At 64.8% G+C, this 20,076-nt stretch carries 16 protein-coding genes; 10 read left to right on the top strand and 6 right to left on the bottom strand.

Annotation, left to right across the window (positions count from 1 at the left end):
• Positions 1–13: 13 nt before the first annotated feature.
• Both AB6809_RS20575 and AB6809_RS20570 read left to right on the top strand, forming a co-directional pair.
• Complete coding sequence (locus AB6809_RS20575) at positions 14–406, top strand: DUF427 domain-containing protein (RefSeq protein WP_006049988.1); 393 nt, start codon at positions 14–16, stop codon at positions 404–406.
• Positions 407–437: 31 nt separating this feature from the next.
• On the top strand, positions 438–1,172 hold the full coding sequence (locus AB6809_RS20570; protein ID WP_006049989.1) for a CoxG family protein: 735 nt from the start codon (positions 438–440) through the stop codon (positions 1,170–1,172).
• Positions 1,173–1,445: 273 nt separating this feature from the next.
• Here the strand turns inward: AB6809_RS20570 and AB6809_RS20565 are convergent, their stop codons facing one another.
• Entirely contained in the window at positions 1,446–2,447 is a 1,002-nt protein-coding gene (locus tag AB6809_RS20565) for a helix-turn-helix domain-containing protein (RefSeq protein WP_029968163.1), read from the bottom strand.
• 206 nt (positions 2,448–2,653) lie between these two features.
• Between AB6809_RS20565 and AB6809_RS20560 the strand changes: the two genes are divergently transcribed.
• A complete protein-coding gene (locus tag AB6809_RS20560) occupies positions 2,654–3,280 on the top strand; it encodes a cysteine hydrolase family protein (protein ID WP_029968161.1) in 627 nt (208 codons plus the stop codon).
• Positions 3,281–3,337: 57 nt separating this feature from the next.
• On the opposite strand, the gene AB6809_RS20555 is transcribed toward AB6809_RS20560, so the two are convergent.
• Entirely contained in the window at positions 3,338–3,976 is a 639-nt protein-coding gene (locus AB6809_RS20555) for a TetR family transcriptional regulator (protein WP_006049992.1), read from the bottom strand.
• Between the two features lie 427 nt (positions 3,977–4,403).
• Here AB6809_RS20555 and AB6809_RS20550 point away from each other — a divergent pair, with 427 nt between their 5' ends.
• The 3 genes from AB6809_RS20550 to AB6809_RS20540 are packed head-to-tail and all read left to right on the top strand — an operon-like array spanning position 4,404 to position 10,380.
• Positions 4,404–5,636: an efflux RND transporter periplasmic adaptor subunit gene (locus AB6809_RS20550; protein ID WP_006049993.1), complete on the top strand. Its 1,233-nt coding sequence runs from the start codon at positions 4,404–4,406 to the stop codon at positions 5,634–5,636.
• Between the two features lie 18 nt (positions 5,637–5,654).
• Positions 5,655–8,849: an efflux RND transporter permease subunit gene (locus AB6809_RS20545; RefSeq protein WP_006049994.1), complete on the top strand. Its 3,195-nt coding sequence runs from the start codon at positions 5,655–5,657 to the stop codon at positions 8,847–8,849.
• 1 nt (position 8,850) lies between these two features.
• A complete protein-coding gene (locus AB6809_RS20540) occupies positions 8,851–10,380 on the top strand; it encodes an efflux transporter outer membrane subunit (protein ID WP_006049995.1) in 1,530 nt (509 codons plus the stop codon).
• Positions 10,381–10,574: 194 nt separating this feature from the next.
• Here AB6809_RS20540 and AB6809_RS20535 read toward each other — a convergent pair whose 3' ends face one another.
• Complete coding sequence (locus AB6809_RS20535) at positions 10,575–11,984, bottom strand: nucleobase:cation symporter-2 family protein (protein WP_029968159.1); 1,410 nt, start codon at positions 11,982–11,984, stop codon at positions 10,575–10,577.
• Positions 11,985–12,423: 439 nt separating this feature from the next.
• Between AB6809_RS20535 and AB6809_RS20530 the strand changes: the two genes are divergently transcribed.
• From AB6809_RS20530 to fghA, 3 genes are all read left to right on the top strand, one after another.
• Entirely contained in the window at positions 12,424–13,920 is a 1,497-nt protein-coding gene (locus AB6809_RS20530) for a xylulokinase (RefSeq protein ID WP_371027062.1), read from the top strand.
• 213 nt (positions 13,921–14,133) lie between these two features.
• Complete coding sequence (locus AB6809_RS20525; protein ID WP_006050000.1) at positions 14,134–15,240, top strand: S-(hydroxymethyl)glutathione dehydrogenase/class III alcohol dehydrogenase; 1,107 nt, start codon at positions 14,134–14,136, stop codon at positions 15,238–15,240.
• 38 nt (positions 15,241–15,278) lie between these two features.
• Positions 15,279–16,145, top strand: a complete 867-nt coding sequence (gene fghA / locus AB6809_RS20520; RefSeq protein WP_029968153.1) for an S-formylglutathione hydrolase — start codon at positions 15,279–15,281, stop codon at positions 16,143–16,145.
• Positions 16,146–16,213: 68 nt separating this feature from the next.
• Here fghA and AB6809_RS20515 read toward each other — a convergent pair whose 3' ends face one another.
• From AB6809_RS20515 to AB6809_RS20505, 3 genes are read right to left on the bottom strand one after another with little or no spacing between them, the layout of a single operon-like run.
• The gene (locus AB6809_RS20515; protein WP_006050002.1) at positions 16,214–16,996 is read right to left on the bottom strand and encodes a metal ABC transporter permease; all 783 of its coding nucleotides are present in this window, start codon (positions 16,994–16,996) and stop codon (positions 16,214–16,216) included.
• Positions 16,989–17,978 (bottom strand): ABC transporter ATP-binding protein, encoded by a 990-nt coding sequence (locus AB6809_RS20510; protein ID WP_029968151.1) that lies wholly within the window; start codon positions 17,976–17,978, stop codon positions 16,989–16,991. Before AB6809_RS20510 ends, AB6809_RS20515 begins: the two co-directional genes overlap by 8 nt.
• Complete coding sequence (locus AB6809_RS20505; RefSeq protein ID WP_107708632.1) at positions 17,975–18,925, bottom strand: metal ABC transporter solute-binding protein; 951 nt, start codon at positions 18,923–18,925, stop codon at positions 17,975–17,977. The genes AB6809_RS20510 and AB6809_RS20505 overlap by 4 nt, the downstream gene beginning before the upstream one ends.
• Before the next feature lie 317 nt (positions 18,926–19,242).
• On the opposite strand from AB6809_RS20505, the gene AB6809_RS20500 reads away from it, so the two are divergent.
• Positions 19,243–20,025, top strand: coding sequence for an L-iditol 2-dehydrogenase (locus AB6809_RS20500; protein ID WP_029968146.1), 783 nt, complete (start codon positions 19,243–19,245; stop codon positions 20,023–20,025).
• Positions 20,026–20,076 lie beyond the last annotated feature (51 nt).

Here is a 20,076-nt window from a genome sequence, read left to right as displayed (position 1 = left end):
ACGGAGCCGAGACATGAGCGATGCCTTGACACCCCACGGAAGCCGGGACAAGTCCGCCGGCGGACATGCCATCGCGATCACCGGCAACGATCACCGCGTCCGCGTGATCCACGGCGGCGTGACGATGGCCGACACGCACGCCGCGCTGACACTCAGCGAAACCGGCCTGCCCGACGTGTTCTACTTTCCGCGCGAAGACGTGAACATGGCGCGGCTCGAGCGCTCGACGCACACCACGCACTGCCCGTTCAAGGGCGACGCGTCGTACTTTCATCTGCGCACCGAAGACGGCCTGATCGAAAACGCCGTATGGAGTTACGAGACGCCGTTCGAGCAGGCGGGCCGAATCAAGGGCTATCTCGCGTTTTACTCATCGCGCGTCGACCGCATCGATCAGACGTCCTGATCGGCTGTCGCGCGTTCGTCGGGAGGCTGGCATGGAACTGAACGACGCGTTGCGGATTCCACTTGCGCCGTCCGATGTCTGGGACGCGTTGCAAGACCTCGCGCTCCTGCGCGCCAGCCTCGATAACTGCGAGTCGTTCACGCGCTTTGCGCACGGCGAATACGCGCTGACCATGACGGTTCCGCTCGGGCCGCTGCGCGCGCGTTACGAAGTTCGCGCGCACGTCGCCGGCCAGGATTCGGGCCCCGCCGATGCGGAACGCCGCACCATCAACTTCAAGGCGCGCGCCGACGGTGTCGGGTCGCTGCGCGGACAGATCGAAGTGCGGCTGCGCGCGGAAGAGGGCGCGGCGGGCGGTCGCGAGCGCGGCACGCGGATCGACTACACGATCTGGGCGACGTCGTCGGGACCGCTCGCGCAACTGCCCACACGCCAACTCGAAAATGCGCTGCGTCAACTCGCCGACGATTTCTTCGCCGAATTCAGCGCGGTCGTGTGCGCGAAGCACGGCCAGGGTCCGAATCGCGCGCGCGGTTCGGCGGCGCGTCGCCAGCATGTGTTTTTGCGGCCGATCACGTTGGGCGGCATCGCGCGGCGCACTCGCGGCGAGGATGGCGGCGCGCTCGGCGGACGGGCGGCGAGCGTATCGCACAGCGTCTCGCATCACGAACCGACGCCGCATGCCGTGCCGAACTGGGCATGGGCGGCGATGATTTTTCTGGTCGCGTTGTTGTTGTATGTCGCGCGGTGGATTAGTGAGCGGTGAGGGCCGCTTAGGCCGTGGCGTGTTGACGCATGACGCGTGATGCGCCACGCGCAACCCATGACGGTGACTGTCGCGCCGACGCGCCTACGAAATCGCGGTGCGCGCCTACGAAAGGACGTCGTTCCGGGCCGCGCTTCGTCTTGTCGCGCGCTCGTTGCCGGACGGGGGTTGCTTTCTCGCTGAGCGCCTGATGCGTCGCGAGCTTCATCGCCCGCCCGCGCGCCGGGCCGCGCGAGCTTCGCCTATCGCGCCACTCACATCGGCTACACAGCGTCACGCACCGCGAAACTCCCTTCGCCACGCCGACGGCGACGTGCGAAACGCGTCCGCGAAATGCTGGCGCAACGATGCCGCCGACCCAAACCCGGCCATGCCCGCGATCGCCTCCACCGACTCATCCGTGCTCTCGAGCAACTGCTGCGCGCGCCCGAGCCGCTGCGCGAGCAGCCATGCGCCGACAGTCGTGCCCGTGGCGAGCCTGAAGCGCCGCGTGAAAGTGCGGCGGCTCATCAGCGTGCGCGCCGCGAGGCTGTCGAGCGTATGCGCCGCGTCGAGATTGCCGCGCACCCAGTCGAGCAGGCCCGACAGCCGGTCTTCGCGGATGTTCGGCGGCACTGGCTGCTGAATGTATTGCGCCTGCCCGCCTTGCCGATGCGGCGACACCACCAGCCGGCGCGCGACGAAGTTCGCCACTTCCGCGCCGCACATCTTGCGCAGCACATGCAGGCAGCAATCGAGCCCCGCCGCCGTGCCCGCCGATGTCAGCACGTTGCCGTCGTCGACATACAGCACGTCGCGGTCGAGCCTCACGCGCGGGTAGCGGCGCGCGAAGTCGTCGGCCCACGCCCAGTGCGTCGACGCCGGGCGCTCGTCGAGAATGCCGGCCGCGGCCAGCACGAACGCGCCGAGGCATAGTCCGACGAGCTGCGCACCGCGCGCGTGGGCCGCGCGCAGCGCGTCGAGCAAGGCCGCGGGCGGCGGCTCGTCGGGATCGCGCCAGCTCGGCACGATGATCGTGTGGGCTTCGGCGAGCGCTTCGAGGCCATGCGTGACGGCGATCGAGAAACCCGCGGTCGTCGTCAGCGGGCCGGTTTCGGCCGCGCACACGCGAAAATCGAAATGCGGCACGGCGCCGCTGCGGTCCTCGCCAAAAACCACGCACGGCACCGAGAGGTGAAATGGACTGATGCGGTCGAAGGCGATCACCGCGACGATGTGCGCGTGCTGTGGATCGGACGAAGCGGCCAGCGCAGCCGATGCGGCGGATGCAGCCATGAGTCGGGCACCTGGTGGAATGACAGCGTCGATGGGAAAACCAATGGCCCGATTCTAGCGAAGATTGTCAAACGGGCCGCTGTTGTCGAAGGCGCGGCGGAGGAACAATGCGTCATCGCCGCTGCCGTTGCGGCTTGCAGCCCGGTCTTCCGCGCTCGCAGCAACGGCGGCGCGCGACCTCGATCAACACCCACAGGAGTCTTGCCATGACCAGCCCGCGCCGCGCGCTCATCGTCATCGACGTGCAGAACGAATACGTGAGCGGCGATCTGCCGATCGAATATCCGGAGGTGCAAAGCTCGCTCGCCAACATCGGCCGCGCGATGGATGCGGCGCGCGCGGCCGGCGTGCCGGTCGTCGTCGTGCAGAATTTCGCGCCGGGCGGCTCGCCGATCTTCGCGCGCGGCAGCGACGGCGCGGAACTGCACCCGGTCGTCGCGTCGCGCGAGCACGATCACTACGTGGAAAAGTCGCTGCCGAGCGCCTTCACCGGCACGGATCTCGCCGAGTGGCTGACCGCGCGTCAGATCGACACGCTGACGGTCGCCGGCTACATGACGCACAACTGCGATGCGTCGACGATCAACCACGCGGTCCACGCCGGGCTCACGGTCGAGTTTCTGCATGACGCGACGGGCTCGGTCCCGTACGAAAACAGCGCGGGCTTTGCGAGCGCAGAGGACATCCACCGGGTATTTTGCGTGGTGCTGCAGTCGCGCTTCGCGGCGGTCGCGAGCACGGACGAATGGCTTGCCGCGGTGAAAAGCGGCGTGCCGCTCGAACGCGGCAATATCTATGCGTCGAATCAGAAAGCGCGCAGCAGAAACCGCTGACACGCAGAGCCACGGACGCGGCTGAAAAGCCGCGACGAGCCCGAGCCGCCGACAGCCTTACGCCAACTTGCGCAGCGCCGGGCTCATGCGCAGCGCATCGAAGATGCCTTCGACCATGCGTTCGCCGAGCGCGGCGAAATCGGTCGCATCGGGCAGGAACAGCATGTCGCGCAACGATCCGCCGACAAACGCATGCACCATCGCCGCGGCCAGCTTCGTGTCGAGGTCCGCGGGCAATTGCCCCTTCGAGATCGCATTGCGCAAGCCGCCTTCGATCTTGACCAGCGCCTCGCGCATGTTGGTCTGATAGCGGACCATCACCGGTCCCATTTCCTCGACCAGCTCGCACTTCAGAAACAGGATGTCGAACACGCGGCGGCGGCGCGGATCGTTCGCCGTGTCGCGCACGCACACAATACAGATTTCCATCAGACGGCCGAGCGGATCGGGCTCGTTGGGGTCCAGCGACGCGGCCTTGAGTTCGTCGAGCGGCAGCAGCACCCGGTCGAACATCTCCGTGAACAGGTCGCTCTTGTGCGAGAAATGCCAATAGATGGCGCCGCGCGTGACGCCGGCCGCTTGCGCGATGTCCGCGAGCGACGTGCGCGATACGCCTTTTTCGAAAAACACTCTTTCTGCCGCGTCGAGAATGCTATTGCGCGTCTCCAGCGCTTCTTCCTTGGTTCGTCGCACCATGGTTATATGACCTGCCCTGATTGTGGGGTTTTCCCGAGCTTTTTTAAGTACGCCCGGTGACAATCCGTCTGCTCTTGAGTGTTTGCCGAAGCATTCTTGCCGGTCCCCGCCCTGCACGAGAAGCAACGCACTTTTACATTCATTCTTGAATGTATATATAATAGCACCCCACGATCGGATAGCCCAAGCCGTGACGACCAGTTAATATCCGTCACTGTTGCCTTTCAAAACGCTCTTTGCGTCGCGCCCGAACGGGCGGCGCCGTGCGGCATTTCCCGGTTTGGCGCATATCGCCCAGGTGCCTCGTAACTTCGGTACGTCTTCACGGGCTTCCGGTCGAGCGTCGCAAGACGCATGTGTGCGCTGCTGTCCCCGGGGTAGGGATGCGCGCACTTTTTCATTCTCAGTCATAGACAGAGGTCGCTCCATGCGCGTCGAACGGGTTCCATTCCGCTTAATCAGTGCCGCGACGGCTGCCATATTGCTGGCAGCATGCGGACCAAAACAATCTGCCCCGCCGCAACAGACGCCCGAAGTTGGCGTCGTCACCGTCCAGCCGACTACCGTACCTGTCGTCACCGAATTGCCCGGCCGCACCAGCGCCTTCCTCGTCGCGCAAGTGCGCGCGCGGGTCGACGGCATCGTGCTGCGCCGCGAGTTCACGGAAGGCGGTCAGGTCAAGGCGGGTCAACGTCTGTACAAGATCGATCCGGCGCCTTATATCGCCGCGCTGAATAACGCGAAGGCCTCGCTCGCAAAGGCGCAGGCCAACCTTGCGTCGACCACGGCGCAGGCCAGCCGCTTCAAGGTGCTGGTCGCCGCCAACGCGGTCAGCAAGCAGGACTACGACAACGCGGTGGCCGCGCAAGGCCAGGCCGCGGCCGACGTCGCCGCCGGCAAGGCCGCGGTCGAGACGGCGCAGATCAACCTCGGCTATACGGACGTCACCTCGCCGGTGACGGGCCAGGTCGGTGTATCGCAAGTCACGCCGGGCGCGTATGTGCAGGCGAGCGCCGCGACGTTGCTCGCCACCGTCCAGCAGCTCGACCCGGTCTACGTCGACCTGACGCAATCGAGCCTCGACGGCCTGAAGCTGCGCCGCGAAATTCAGGAAGGGCGTCTCAAGACGAACGGACCTGACGCAGCGAAGGTGTCGCTGATTCTCGAAGACGGCCGCACCTATTCGGAAAAGGGCAAGCTGCAGTTCACCGACGTCACGGTCGACCAGAGCACCGGTTCCGTCACCGTCCGCGCGATCTTCCAGAACAAGGACAAGGTGCTGCTGCCGGGTATGTTCGTGCGCGCGAAGATCGAGGAAGGCGTGAACGAGAACGCGCTCGTCGTGCCGCAAGTCGGTATCACGCATGACCAGAAGGGTCAGCCGACCGCGCTCGTCGTCGGCGAAGACAACAAGGTCGCGCTGCGCCAGCTCGTCACGTCGGGTACGTACGGTTCGAACTGGGTGGTCGAGAACGGCCTGAAGCCGGGCGACCGCGTGATCGTGCAGGGCACCGACAAGGCGAAGCCCGGCATGCAGGTCAAAGCCGTTGCCGCACAACTTCCCGCCTCGCCAGCCTCGGGCGCAGCCGCCCAGGGCGCGCCGGCCGCCAGCGGCGCTGCGCAGACGGCTCAACCCGCTTCCGCAGCATCGGGCGCGTAATAACAGGGAGCCCGCCACATGGCAAAGTTCTTTATTGATCGCCCGATTTTTGCATGGGTGATCGCCATCATCCTGATGCTCGCGGGCATTGCGTCGGTGTTTACATTGCCGATCGCGCAATACCCGACCATCGCACCGCCGGCTGTGCAGATCAGCGCAACCTATCCGGGCGCGTCGGCGAAGACGGTCGAAAACACCGTCACGCAGGTGATCGAGCAGTCGATGAGTGGTCTCGACCACTTGCTGTATCTGTCGTCCACTTCGGACGACTCGGGTACGGCAACCATCACGCTGACGTTCGCGGCCGGCACCAATCCTGACATCGCGCAGGTGCAGGTGCAGAACAAGCTGCAGCTCGCCACGCCGCTGTTGCCGCAAGCCGTGCAGCAACTGGGTACGAAGGTCACGAAGTCGAGCAGCAGCTTCTTGCTGGTCATGGCGTTCGTGTCCGAAGACGGCAGCATGAACAAGTACGACCTCGCGAACTACGTGGCGTCGAACGTGCAGGACCCGGTCAGCCGTATCGACGGCGTGGGCACGGTCACGCTGTTCGGCTCGCAGTACGCGATGCGCATCTGGCTCGACGCGAACAAGCTCACCAACTTCGGCCTCACGCCGGTGGATGTGCAGAGCGCGTTGCAGGCGCAGAACGTTCAGGTCGCGGGCGGCTCGCTCGGCGGCACGCCGTCGGTGCCGGGGCAGGTGTTGCAGGCGACCATCACGGAAGCCACGCTGCTTAATACGCCGGAACAGTTCAGCAACATTCTGCTGAAGGTGAATCCGGACGGCTCGCAAGTCCGCATCAAGGACGTGGGGCGTGTTGAGCTGGGCGGCGAGAACTACAACTTCGACACGAAGTACAACGGTCAGCCGACCGCGGGCTTCGGTATTCAGCTCGCCACGGGCGCGAATGCGCTGGCTACCGCGAAGGCGGTGCGCGCGAAGGTCGACGAGTTGTCGAAGTACTTCCCGCACGGTCTCGTCGTGAAGTACCCGTACGACACCACACCGTTCGTGCGTCTGTCGATCGAGGAAGTGGTCAAGACGCTGCTCGAAGGTATCGTGCTGGTGTTCCTGGTCATGTACCTGTTCCTGCAGAACCTGCGCGCCACGCTGATCCCGACGATCGCCGTGCCGGTGGTGCTGCTGGGCACGTTCGCGGTCATGAGCGTGGTGGGCTTCTCCATCAATACGCTGTCGATGTTCGGTCTCGTGCTGGCCATTGGCCTCCTGGTGGACGACGCGATCGTGGTGGTGGAAAACGTCGAGCGGGTGATGGCGGAAGAGGGCTTATCGCCTCGCGACGCCACCCGCAAGGCGATGGACCAGATTACCGGCGCGCTCGTCGGCGTGGCGCTCGTGCTGTCGGCCGTGTTCGTGCCGGTGGCGTTCTCGGGCGGCTCGGTCGGCGCGATTTACCGGCAGTTCTCGCTGACGATCGTGGCGGCGATGGTGCTGTCCGTGCTGGTCGCGCTGATTCTCACGCCGGCCTTGTGCGCGACGATTCTCAAGCCGATTCCGCAAGGTCATCACGAAGAGAAGAAGGGCTTCTTCGGCTGGTTCAACCGCACTTTCAACAAGAGCCGCGACAAGTATCACTCGGGCGTGCACCACGTGATCAAGCGCTCGGGCCGCTGGCTCATCATCTATATGGTGGTGATTTTCGCGGTTGGCCTGCTGTTCGTGAAATTGCCGAAGTCGTTCCTGCCCGATGAAGACCAGGGCACGATGTTCGTGCTCGTGCAAACGCCGTCCGGCTCGACGCAGGAAACCACGGCGCGCGCGTTGAAGGACGTGTCGGACTACCTGCTCAACGGCGAGAAGGCGATTGTCGAATCGACCTTCACGGTGAACGGCTTCAGCTTTGCGGGCCGCGGTCAGAACGCGGGTCTCGTGTTCGTGCGGATGAAGGACTACGCGCAGCGTCAGCATGCGGACGAAAAGGTGCAGGCGCTGGTGGGCCGTCTTTTCATGCACTTCGGCAGCTATAAGGGCGCGCTGGTGTACCCGGTGAATCCGCCGTCGATTCCGGAACTCGGCACGGCCGCGGGCTTTGACTTCGAGCTGCAGGACCGCGCGGGTGTCGGTCACGCCAAGCTGATGGAAGCGCGCAACATGCTGCTCGGCATGGCCGCGCAAGATCCGACGTTGGCTCAGGTTCGTCCGAACGGGTTGAACGATACGCCGCAGTTCAAGGTGAATATCGACCACGAAAAGGCGGCGGCGCTCGGCGTGTCGTTGTCGGCGATCGACCAGACGTTCTCGATCGCGTGGGCGTCGCAGTACGTCAACAACTTCCTCGATACCGACGGCCGGATCAAGAAGGTCTACATGCAGGGCGATGCCCAGTTCCGCATGAAGCCCGAAGACCTGAACGCCTGGTACGTGCGCAACACGGGCGGCGGCATGGTGCCGTTCTCGTCGTTCGCAAGCGGGGAGTGGACTTACGGTTCGCCGAAGCTCGAGCGCTACAACGGTATTTCCGCGGTGGAAATCCAGGGCGCGGCGGCGGCGGGCAAGTCGACCGGTCAGGCAATGACCGCGATGGAAGCGCTCGTGGCGAAGCTGCCCGCGGGTATCGGCTACGAGTGGACGGGTCTGTCGCTGCAGGAGCGTCAGTCCGGTTCGCAGGCGCCGATCCTCTACGGCATCTCGATCCTGGTCGTGTTCCTGTGTCTCGCGGCGCTGTATGAAAGCTGGTCGATCCCGTTCTCGGTGATCATGGTGGTGCCGCTCGGCGTGATCGGCGCACTGCTGGCCGCGACGCTGCGCGGGCTCGAAAACGACGTGTTCTTCCAGGTCGGTCTGCTGACCACGGTGGGGCTGTCGGCGAAGAACGCGATTCTGATCGTGGAATTCGCGCGCGAGTTGCAGCAGAGCGAAGGCATGGGCCCGATCGAGGCCGCGCTGGAAGCGGCGCGTCTGCGGCTGCGCCCGATTCTGATGACCTCGCTCGCGTTCATTCTCGGCGTGATGCCGCTCGCGATCAGCAACGGCGCCGGCTCGGCGAGCCAGCACGCAATCGGTACGGGCGTGATCGGCGGCATGTTGACGGCGACCTTCCTCGCGATTTTCATGATCCCGATGTTCTTCGTCGTGATTCGCGCGAAGTTCGGCGGCGAGACGGAAGACCCGGATGTGGCGCTTGCACACTACAACCAGCACCATCCGCATGATCCGGACAGCAATGCCTCGGGCAAGGACGGACATTGAGATGCAAAAACACTCTTTGATTGCAGTAGCGGTCGCGCTGTTCGCCGCCGGTTGCACGATGGCGCCGAAGTACGAGCGGCCCGCCGCGCCGGTGACGAGCAACTTCCCGACCGGCGGCGTGTACGAAACGCAGCCGGGCGCGACTCAACCGGGCCAGTCGGGCGCGCGCAGCGCGAACGGCGTGGCCGCGGCGGACATCGGCTGGCGCGATTTCTTCGTCGATCCGCGCATGCAGCGGCTGATCGACATCGCGCTGAAGAACAACCGCGATTTGCGCGTGTCGGTGCTGAACATGCAGGCGTCGCAGGCGCAGTTCCGCATCGTTCGCGCGGGTCTGTTCCCGACGCTCGACGCCGCGGCTTCGCAAAGCAAATCGCGCACGCCGGAGAATCTGTCGGTGGCCGGCAGGACGATTAGCAACTCGTATTCGGTCGGTCTGAACGCTTCGTGGGAAATCGACTTCTTCGGCCGCATTCAGAGCCTGAAGGATCAGGCGTTGGCGCAGTACCTGGCCACCGCGCAGGCGCGCAAAGCGGCTGAAATCGCGCTGGTTTCGCAGGTCGCGAATCAGTATCTGACGGTGCTCGAACTCGACGATCTGCTGAAAGTCACGCAAGGCACGCTGAAGACCGCCGAGGAGTCGTACCGGATCACGAAGCTGCAGTTCGACAACGGCACGGGCTCCGAACTCGATCTGCGTCAGGCGCAGACCGTGGTCGAGCAAGCGGGCGCGAACCTGCAGGCGCAGGAGCGCTTGCGCGCACAGGCCGAGAATGCGCTCGTGCTGCTGCTCGGCGAGCCGCTGCCGGCTGATCTGCCGCCGGGCCTCACGCTCAGCGACCAGAATCTGCTGACGGACATTCCGGCGGGCTTGCCGTCCGATCTGCTGACGCGTCGTCCGGACATCATGGAGGCCGAGGAGAATCTGCTCGCGGCCAACGCGAATATCGGCGCGGCACGGGCGGCGTTCTTCCCGAGGGTCTCGCTCACGGGCAGCTTCGGCACGCTGAGCCCGACGCTCGGCGGATTGTTCAAGCCGGGTTCGGCCGCGTGGAGTTTTGCGCCGTCCATCACGTTGCCGATTTTCGAAGGCGGCCAGAACAAGGCCAACCTCGACCTCGCCAACATCCAGAAGAACGCGCAAATCGCCACGTACGAAAAAGCGATCCAGACGGCCTTCCGCGAAGTGGCGGACGGGCTCGCCGCGCGGGGCACGTACGATCAGCAGATCCGGTCGCTCGAGCGCAATGCGTTTGCAGAACAGCGCCGGCTGGATCTGTCGACTCTGCGTTATACGAACGGGGTCGATAGTTATCTGTCGGTGCTGACCGCGCAGACCGATCTGTATTCGGCGCAGCAGTCGTTAATCACCGCGCGCATGCAGCGCCTGCAGAACCTGGTCACGCTGTACCAGGCGCTTGGCGGCGGGTGGATCGAGCATAACGGCGATCAGCCGCGTCCGCCCGATGCCCCCGTCGACTACGGCGCGGCCAGCGCGCCGGCGGCGGCTTCGGCTGCTACCGCGGGCTGAGCGTTGCGGTAATCGACGCTTGAAAAGCACAACGCCACGGCATGCCGTGGCGTTGTTTTTTGTGGCGGCTCTCTGACAGACAGCGGCTCGCCTAGCTAGCGTGGCTTCGCGACTGAGCGGCGCTCAGCGCTTCGCCGCCATAAGCCGCGAAGCCATAAGCCTCGAAGCCATAAGCCTCAGCAGAGCCACGAGCCTCAATGCAAATCCGCGGCCCGCAGCATTTCATCGCGCGGCGGTTCTTTGCCGCCGCGTCCGTCGAAATCATGGCCGGCCGCGCGGATTTCGCACTGCGCCTTCTTCTCGCTTTTTACGCCGTTAAAAATCAGATTCAGCACGACCGCGGACACCGAAGCCAGCAGAATCCCGCTGTGCAGAAGCGGCGACAGCGCAGCCGGCAGCCTCGCGAAGAAGTGCGGCGACACCACCGGCACGAGCCCGAGGCCGACACTCACCGCGACGATGAACAGGTTGTGGTGATTCTTCACGAAGTCCACCTTCGACAGCACCTTGATGCCGTTGGCCGCGACCATGCCGAACATCACGATGCCCGCGCCGCCCAACACGAAAGCCGGCACGGAGGCGACCACTTGCGCCATCTTCGGAAAGAGGCCCAGCATGACGAGAATCACGCCGCCCATCGCGCAGACGAAGCGGCTCTTCACGCCCGTCACGCCGATCAAGCCGACGTTCTGCGAGAACGACGTATGCGGAAACGAGTTGAAGATGCCGCCGATCAGCGTGCCGAGTCCATCCACGCGCAGGCCGCGCACCAGCGTTTTCTGATCGACCGGCCGATCGACCATATCGCCGACCGCGAGGAACATGCCCGTCGATTCGATGAACGTGACGAACATCACGGTCACCATCGTCGCAATCGAAAGCGGATCGAAGTGCGGCAGGCCGAAGTGGAACGGCATCACGAAGCCGACCCACGGCGCATGCGTGACGCCGTCCATATCGACGCGGCCGAGCGCGAGCGCGATCGCAAAGCCCGCGACGATGCCGAGCAGCACCGAGATGTTGGCGACAAAACCCTTCGCAAACTTGTTGATGAGCAGGATCAGCATCAGCACGATCAGCGACAGGCCGAGGTACACCGGATTGCCGTAGTCGGGATTGCCGACGCCGCCCGCTGCCCAGTTGATGCCGACGCCCATCAGCGAGAGGCCGATCACCGAAATCACCACGCCGATCACGACCGGCGGGAAGAAGCGCAGCAGCTTGCCGACGGCCGGCGCGAGCAGAATGCCGATCACGCCAGCGGCGATCGTCGAGCCGAAGATGTCGAGAATGCCGAGCGAGGGGTTCGTGCCGATCGCGACCATCGGGCCGACCGCGGCGAACGTGCAGCCCATGATGACCGGCAGGCGGATGCCGAAGATCCACAAGCCGAGCGTCTGGATCAGCGTGGCGATGCCGCAGGAGAACAGATCGGCGCTGATCAGGAACGCGATCTGGTCTTTCGGCAGCTTGAGCGCCGCGCCGACGATCAGCGGCACGGCGACGGCGCCGGCGTACATCACCAGGACGTGCTGGATGCCGAGGGTGAGCAACTGGCCTGCGGGCAGCCGCTCGTCGCACGGGTGAACCGTGTTCGATTGCATAACGTCTCTCTCCACCGTCTGAGTTTTGGGATGGACTCCAAGGTATCGGGGACGAAAAAGCGCAACAAGACCGCTGGCGCCTATTCCGGCATTCCCGGTCACGATATGGGTATCTCCGCTGCGAGGCTTCAAATCGCGCCGAAGAGCGGTTTCATCGGCGGCCAGCCCCTTGTGGCGGCGCTGCGTGCGCGCTCGCGCCGCGTGCCCGAGCCACGGCGATATATGTGAGAATCGATGACGTGTATCCGGCCGCGCGCATAGTCGTATTTTGGCGCGGCTCGCCGCGGGGCGGGGTTAACCCGCGATTTGCCGACTTTTCAGCTCGCGGCCACGCGGCCAGGTGGCCACGCAAAGCGCGCGTGCGGCGGGCAATACCAGGCGACTTGCCGCATCTCCGGCGCGCGCTTCTTCGCGCCTCAACCGACCACATTGACCCCTCATGAGTTTTCTCGGCATCGACCTCGGCACCGGTTCCCTCAAAGTCGCAATCGTCGATGACGACGGTCATGAGCAGGCGGTCGCAAGCGTCGCTTATGCGCTCGAGACGCCGCATGCCGGCTGGGCGGAAACGTCGGTGCAAACGTGGTGGCGCGCGCTCACCGAAGCCGCGGCGCGCTTGCCCGAAGCGCTGCGCCGCGAGGTCAAGGCGATCGGCTTGTCGGGGCAGATGCACGGCGTCGTGTTGATCGACGAAGCAGGCAATGCCGTGCGGCCCGCGATGCTGTGGCCCGACACGCGCGCGCTTTCCCTGCTCGACGCGTGGCCCGAGCCGCAGCCGAATCCGGTCGCGCCGGGCATGGCCGGTCCGTTGCTGCGCTGGATCGTGCGGCACGAGCCGGAGTCGGCGCGCCGCACGCGTTGGGCGCTGCAGCCGAAAGACTGGCTGCGCGTGGCGCTGGGCGGCGCGGTCGCGACCGATCCTTCCGACGCGTGCGCGACCGCGCTCGCCGATCCTGACGGCGCGTGGGACACAGCGCTGCTTGAGCGCCTCGATATTCCGCATGAATGGTTCGCGCCTGTGGAGCCGTCGTATGCTGCTGCCGGCGTGCTGTCGCCGGGTGCTGCGCAGGCGTTGGGACTGCGCGCGGGTATCGTGCTCGCGACAGGCGCCGCGGACACGCCCTGCGCCGCGCTCGGCAGCGGCCTTGCTCGCGACGGCGACGCGCTGCTGACCACCGGCACTGGCGGCCAGATCGTCGTGCTCGCCGAGCATGAGCCTGCCGCGGTCAGAGGCTTGCATCGTTATCGGGCGGCGAGCGATCACTGGTATCGGATGGCCGCGATGCAAAACGTCGGCATCGCGCTGGAACGCGCGCGCGGATGGCTGTCGTATGAATGGGCCGATGCTTATAACGAGGCGTTTGGCGATTGTGTCAGCCTGAGCCCTGAGGGCAACGCGCACGCGAACAACGTCGCGCCTGGTGCACCGCTCACCTTCCTCCCCTACCTCACAGGTGAGCGCACGCCCTGGCTCAACGCATCGGCGCGCGGCGGCTGGCTCGGACTTGCGCTCGATCACACGCGCGGCGCGATGATGCGGGCGGCATTCGAAGGCGTCGCCTTTTCGCTGCGAGCAGGGCTCGACGCGATTCGCGCGAGCGGCGCAACGGTGACGGCACTGAAGCTCGCAGGAGGCGGTTCCGTCGATGCACGCTGGCGGCAGTTGCTCGCCGATGCGCTGAACGCCGAACTGCATGCGGTCGATTGCCCGAATGCGGCGCCGCGCGGCGCGGCGATTCTCGGCGGCATCGCGAGCGGTTACTGGCATGCGCACGATCTCGCCGCGCTCGCGCCGGGCGCGACGCACGTGGCGAGCCCGCGAGGCGATCGCGCGCTCGCCGATCGCTATGCGCGTTTTCTCGATCTGTATGGACGCGTCGAAACATGGTTCGACGCACCGACGCCCGAAGGACAAAGCGGCGATGTCACGTGCTGACAATGCCGTGACGCACTTTTCAATACCATGACGCTTTTCATGCGTTAGCCTGTAGCTCGCGCAGCACGGCATCGACCGTAGCCTTCCCGGACATTCGCGCGCCCTAACGCACTGCAAGCGCACTGCAAATGCACTGCAAATGCACTGCCAACGCACTGCCACACTAGACGGCGCGACATTCAACGCATTCACCGACTCACAGGAGCATTCACGATGAAGACCAAAGCAGCAATCGCATGGAAAGCCGGCGCACCGTTGACGATCGAGGAAGTCGATCTCGAAGGCCCGCGCGCCGGCGAAGTCCTGATCGAAGTGAAAGCGACCGGCATCTGCCATACCGACTACTACACGCTCTCCGGCGCGGACCCCGAAGGCATCTTCCCGGCGATTCTCGGCCACGAAGGCGCGGGCGTGATCGTCGATACGGGTCCGGGCGTCGGCACGCTGAAGAAGGGCGATCACGTGATCCCGCTCTACACGCCGGAATGCCGTCAGTGCAAGTTCTGTCTGTCGCGCAAGACGAATCTTTGTCAGGCGATCCGCGCGACGCAAGGCAAGGGTTTGATGCCCGATGCGACCTCACGCTTTTCGCTCGACGGCAAGCCTCTGTTTCACTACATGGGCACGTCTACGTTTTCGAACTACATCGTCGTGCCGGAAATCGCGGTGGCGAAGGTGCGTGAAGACGCGCCGTTCGACAAGATCTGCTACATCGGCTGCGGCGTGACGACCGGCGTCGGCGCAGTCGTGTATTCGGCGAAGGTGGAAGCGGGCGCGAACGTCGTCGTGTTCGGCCTGGGCGGCATCGGTCTCAATGTGATTCAGGGCGCGAAGATGGTCGGCGCGGACAAGATCATCGGCGTGGACATCAATCCGGGCCGCGTCGAACTGGCGAAGAAGTTCGGCATGACGCACTTCATCAACCCGAACGATGTCGAGAACGTGGTCGATCACATCGTGCAGCTCACCGATGGCGGCGCGGACTATTCATTCGAGTGCGTCGGCAATGTGAAGCTGATGCGTCAGGCGCTCGAATGCACGCATAAGGGCTGGGGTCAGTCGTTCATCATCGGCGTGGCGGCGGCGGGCGAGGAGATCAGCACGCGTCCGTTCCAGCTCGTGACGGGCCGCGAGTGGAAAGGCTCCGCATTCGGCGGCGCGCGCGGTCGCACGGACGTGCCGAAGATCGTCGACTGGTACATGGAAGGCAAGATCAATATCGACGATCTGATCACGCACCGTCTGCCGCTCGAGCGCATCAACGAAGGCTTCGATCTGATGAAGAAGGGCGAGTCGATCCGCTCGGTCGTGCTGTACTAACGCGGCTCATTCAGAGCGCTTGAACAAGGAGCAAGACGATGCTTGAGCTATTGTCGTCGCACGCCTGTCATGGCGGCGAGCAGCGTTTTTACCGCCACGAGTCGCATACCATCGGCCTGCCGATGCGCTTTTCGGTGTACTTGCCGCCGCAGGCGTTGCAAGCGTCGCAGGCAAATGCAAACGCGAGGGTGCCCGCGCTCTTTTATCTCGCGGGCCTCACTTGCACCGAAGAGACCTTCGCGATCAAGGCGGGCGCACAGCGCTTCGCTGCGCAACACGGCGTGGCGCTCGTCGCGCCGGACACGAGTCCGCGCGGCGCGGGCATTCCGGGCGAGAGCGCGGCGTGGGACTTCGGCGTCGGCGCGGGCTTTTACATCGACGCGACGCAGGAGCCTTGGGCGCGGCACTATCGGATGTACTCGTATGTGCGCGACGAGCTTCGCGAGACGGTGTTGAACGAACTGCCCGTCGACGCTTCGCGGCTCGGCATCTTCGGTCATTCAATGGGCGGCCACGGCGCGCTGATGCTGGCGCTGCGCAATCCGGACATCTATCGCTCGGTGTCGGCGTTCGCGCCGATTGCCGCGCCCACGCGCTGCCCGTGGGGCGAAAAAGCGTTCACCGGCTATCTCGGCGACGACCGCGAGGCGTGGAAGGAGTACGACGCGAGCGAACTTGTGGCGCGCGCGTCGAGCAAGTTTGCAGAGGGCATTCTGGTCGATCAGGGACTCGCCGATCAGTTCCTCGCCGAGCAGTTGTACCCGGACGTGTTCGAGGCAGCCTGTCGTGACGCGGGCCAGCCGCTGACGTTGCGCCGTCATGCGGGCTATGACCACGGCTATTACTTCATCTCGACGTTCATCGAGGATCACATCGCGCATCACGCGAAGGTGCTGCTCGGCTGACTTTAGTCGTGCAGGCAGATGGCGGCGCCGTTGCGGGCCGCCATCGCGTGCTTTGCGTTAAAGCGGTTTCAGCGGCGCTTCAGCAGACTCGCGCCATACACGACGGCGGAGAGCGCGGTGATCCAGAAGCTCGTCGGCCAGTCGGTATAGAACGCGAGCGTCACGCCGAGCCAGGCTTGCAGCAGCGCGAGGCCGGCGGCCAGCACGAGACCGGCCGAGAGCCGCGTCGTCATGTTTTGCGCGGCGGCGGCGGGCCCGACCATCAGCGTAAAGACCAGCAATACGCCGACAATCTGCGTGCACGCCGCCACCGCGAGCGCGGCAATCGCGAGAAACAGCACGGACACGAGGCGCAACGACACGCCCTTGGCTTCGGCCAGTTCGGGTTGCAACGAAGCGAACAGCAACGGCCGCATGATGGCCGCGAGCGCGACCAGGCTGACCACGCCCAGGCCCGCGAGCACAGCGAGCGTCGATTCGTTCACGCCGAGCACGTTGCCGAACAGCAGCGCGGTGACCTGCGTTGCATAGGCCGTGAAGAAGTGCAGAAACAGCAGGCCGAAGCCGAGCGACAACGACAGAATCACGCCGATGGCCACGTCGCGTCCGGCGAGGCGTTCGCCGAGCGCGCCCATGCCGATGCCCGCCGCCAGCGTGAAGCCGACCATGCCCCAGATCGGCGAGATGCCGATCAGCACCGCGCCGGTCGCGCCGGTGAAGCCGACATGCGAGAGCGCGTGGCCCGCGAAGGTCTGTCCGCGCATCACGAGAAAATAGCCGACCACGCCGGCGAGCACCGCGACGATCCCCGACGCGGCAAACGCGTTCACCATGAAGTCGTATTCAAACATCGTGTTTGTGCCCGTCGCGTGAGTCGTGCTGATGCTGCTCGTGTGAGTGGCCGTGCGCATTGTGAGAATGGCTGTGCGAATGCGTGTGTCCGCCGTTCTCGTCGTGCTCGTGTTCGTGATCGTGCTTTTCCACTTCGACGCCGCCCGACATCACGAAGATGCGGCCGTTCACGCGCATCACGTCGATCGGCGAGCCATAGAGGCGCGACAGCACGGGCCGCGTGATGACTTCGTCGACGGTGCCGAGCGCCGCCACGCCGCTGCCGAGATACAGCACGCGATCGAGCGAGTTCAGCAGCGGATTCAGTTCGTGCGCGGAGAACAGCACGGCAATGCCGAGTTCGCGCTGCACGCGGCGCACCAGTTCGACAACGCTTTTCTGATGATGTGGATCGAGGCTGATCAGCGGTTCATCGAGCAGCAGCAGTTTCGGCGAGCCGAGCAGACATTGCGCGAGCAGAAGGCGCTGACGCTCGCCGCCCGAGAGCTCGGACAGCGGCCGCTCGGCGAGCTTGCGGCCGTCCACGAGTTCAAGCACGCGCTCGACATCCGCGCGCGTTTTCGCGTCGGCGTGAGGTAGGCCCCAGCGGTGACCGTCGGCGGCCATCGCGACGAAATCGCGGCCGCGCACGCGCCGTCCGGCGAGCGCGCTGCGCGTTTGCGGCATATAACCGATCGATGCGTTGCCGCGTTCCACCGGATGCCCCAGCACACGGATCGTTCCGCTTGCCGCCGGCACGAGGCCGAGCACCGCGCGCATCAGCGTGGTCTTGCCCGCACCGTTCGGCCCGAGCACGCCGATGAATTCGCCCTGATTCACGACGAAGCCCGTATCGCGCAGGATCGTGCGGCCGCCGAGTTCGAGCGTGACGTGATCGAGTTCGAGCACGGGTGCGCGGCTTGCCGCGGGCGTGTCGGTGGACGCCGCCGTTGACGCCGTGGTTGACGGATAGGCTGGCGTGCCGCGGCCAGTGACATTCATTGGCTTTTTCCTTTGACGCCGCCAGGCACATTGCCCGCATTGTCCGCGCCGCCTTTTGCCAAAGCTGCGCCGAGTGCGTCGAGCTGCGACAGCATCCACGTCTGATAGGTGGTGCCCGCGGGTTGCGTTTCGGTGACGCTCACCGTCGGCACCGTGGATTGCTGCGCGAGTTTCAACATGCGTTTGGTCAGGGCCTCGGTTGCCTGGCTGTTATAGATCAGAACACGCACACGCTTCTCGCGCAGATCGCGTTCGAACGCGACGATGTCCGACGCGCTCGCCTCCGTCTCGTTCATGGCCGCCATCTGGAAGCGCATGTTGCGCATGGCGAGCCCGATGGCGTCCGACATATAGCCGAACACCGGCTCCGTTGCCGTGACCGGCGTGCCCGCATAACGGCCATGCAGTTCGGCGACCTTGGCCTCGACGGGTTTCAACGAGTCGAGAAACTTCGCGAGGTTCGCATCGTACGCCGACTTGTGCGCCGGGTCAGCCGCGACGAGCGCCTCGTTGACCGCGCGCGCCACCTTCGGCATGGTCGCAAGGTCGTACCAGAGGTGCGGATTGTCGCCGCTTTTCCTGCCGGTCAGTTGCGCGGCGACGATGGTCGTGCGCTTGCCGCTCTGCGCGCTCTTCGAGGCTGCCAGCAATTTTGCCATCCACGGATCGTAGTCGGCGCCGTTGTACACGACAAGGCGCGCATGCTGCAAAGCGCGCGCCGTCTTCGCGCTCGCTTCGAACAGATGCGGGTCCTCGTCCGGATTGCTGAGAATGCTCGTCACGTCGACACGGTCGCCGCCCAGTTGCTGCACCACGTCGCCGTAGAAGTTTTCCGCGGCGACCACCGGAATTTTCGCATCCGCCGCGAACGCTGCATGGCTTAACGCGAACGCGGCTGTGACTGCGGCGACATACTTCGCGAGCGACATCGTGACGAGCTTCTTCATGGTGTGTCCTGCTGCAAGAGGTTGAGTGGATCGCGGACATGACGGCGATGGTTCAGCCGATGTCATGTAGCCGTAAGCATGGGCCGTCCGACGAGGCCGAAATGATATAACGTATCTCGTTTTCGTGTCATCCCGGACTCGACAGAAGCTGGCAAGCAGCCGACACACTCGTTGCGCGCTGCACCATCGAAATCTGATAGAGCGCCTTGACATGACCCGGTGCGTATCCGATCATTCGATCACAAACAGAGCAATTGATCACGTAATGAGCGTTCGCTCATTGTGCGTCGAAAAGCGAAACGAACCGGAGACAAAGCGTGGCGGCACGACTGCGAGACAAGGTGGCCATTCTGACGGGCGCGGCAAGCGGAATCGGTGAAGCCGTCGCGCGGCGCTACCTGGATGAAGGCGCGCAATGCGTGCTCGTCGACGTCAAGCCGGCGGACAGTTTCGGCCAGGCGCTGCGCGCCTCGCATGGCGAGCGCGTGCTGACCGTCACCGCGGACGTCACGCGCCGCGACGACATCGAGCGCATCGTCTCGAGCACGGTCGAGCGTTTCGGCCACATCGACATTCTCTTCAACAACGCGGCGCTCTTCGATATGCGCCCGATCCTCGACGAATCCTGGGACGTGTTCGACCGCCTCTTCGCGGTCAATGTGAAGGGCATGTTTTTCCTCATGCAAGCCGTCGCGCGGCGGATGGTCGAGCAAGGCCGCGGCGGCAAGATCATCAATATGTCGTCGCAAGCGGGGCGGCGCGGCGAAGCGCTCGTGTCGCATTACTGCGCGACGAAGGCCGCGGTGCTCAGCTATACGCAATCCGCGGCGCTGGCGCTTGCGCCGCACAAGATCAACGTGAACGGCATCGCGCCAGGCGTCGTCGATACGCCGATGTGGAACGAAGTCGACGCGCTCTTCGCCCGCTATGAAAACCGGCCGCTCGGCGAGAAGAAGCGCCTCGTCGGCGAAGCGGTGCCGCTCGGGCGCATGGGCGTGCCGGAAGATCTGACGGGCGCCGCGCTGTTCCTCGCCTCCGCGGACGCGGACTACATCACCGCGCAAACGCTTAATGTGGACGGCGGTAACTGGATGAGTTGAGGGTTTGCCCGCGCGCTTATCTCTGTCATTCAGCGCCATTTCGTAGAACAA

Source organism: Paraburkholderia sp. RCC_158 (genome assembly GCF_041355255.1).
Taxonomy (GTDB): Bacteria; Pseudomonadota; Gammaproteobacteria; order Burkholderiales; family Burkholderiaceae; genus Paraburkholderia; species Paraburkholderia graminis.
Note: the sequence above shows the minus strand (reverse complement) of the source record. Positions and strands in the feature narration are given on the sequence as shown.

Bases quoted from the DNA above. Each gene is read 5' to 3' on its own strand.
- AB6809_RS20575 (WP_006049988.1), top strand. From the start codon at position 14: ATGAGCGATGCCTTGACACCCCACGGAAGCCGGGACAAGTCCGCCGGC.
- AB6809_RS20570 (WP_006049989.1), top strand. From the start codon at position 438: ATGGAACTGAACGACGCGTTGCGGATTCCACTTGCGCCGTCCGATGTC.
- AB6809_RS20565 (WP_029968163.1), bottom strand. From the start codon at position 2,447: ATGGCTGCATCCGCCGCATCGGCTGCGCTGGCCGCTTCGTCCGATCCA.
- AB6809_RS20560 (WP_029968161.1), top strand. From the start codon at position 2,654: ATGACCAGCCCGCGCCGCGCGCTCATCGTCATCGACGTGCAGAACGAA.
- AB6809_RS20555 (WP_006049992.1), bottom strand. From the start codon at position 3,976: ATGGTGCGACGAACCAAGGAAGAAGCGCTGGAGACGCGCAATAGCATT.
- AB6809_RS20550 (WP_006049993.1), top strand. From the start codon at position 4,404: ATGCGCGTCGAACGGGTTCCATTCCGCTTAATCAGTGCCGCGACGGCT.
- AB6809_RS20545 (WP_006049994.1), top strand. From the start codon at position 5,655: ATGGCAAAGTTCTTTATTGATCGCCCGATTTTTGCATGGGTGATCGCC.
- AB6809_RS20540 (WP_006049995.1), top strand. From the start codon at position 8,851: ATGCAAAAACACTCTTTGATTGCAGTAGCGGTCGCGCTGTTCGCCGCC.
- AB6809_RS20535 (WP_029968159.1), bottom strand. From the start codon at position 11,984: ATGCAATCGAACACGGTTCACCCGTGCGACGAGCGGCTGCCCGCAGGC.
- AB6809_RS20530 (WP_371027062.1), top strand. From the start codon at position 12,424: ATGAGTTTTCTCGGCATCGACCTCGGCACCGGTTCCCTCAAAGTCGCA.
- AB6809_RS20525 (WP_006050000.1), top strand. From the start codon at position 14,134: ATGAAGACCAAAGCAGCAATCGCATGGAAAGCCGGCGCACCGTTGACG.
- fghA (WP_029968153.1), top strand. From the start codon at position 15,279: ATGCTTGAGCTATTGTCGTCGCACGCCTGTCATGGCGGCGAGCAGCGT.
- AB6809_RS20515 (WP_006050002.1), bottom strand. From the start codon at position 16,996: ATGTTTGAATACGACTTCATGGTGAACGCGTTTGCCGCGTCGGGGATC.
- AB6809_RS20510 (WP_029968151.1), bottom strand. From the start codon at position 17,978: ATGAATGTCACTGGCCGCGGCACGCCAGCCTATCCGTCAACCACGGCG.
- AB6809_RS20505 (WP_107708632.1), bottom strand. From the start codon at position 18,925: ATGAAGAAGCTCGTCACGATGTCGCTCGCGAAGTATGTCGCCGCAGTC.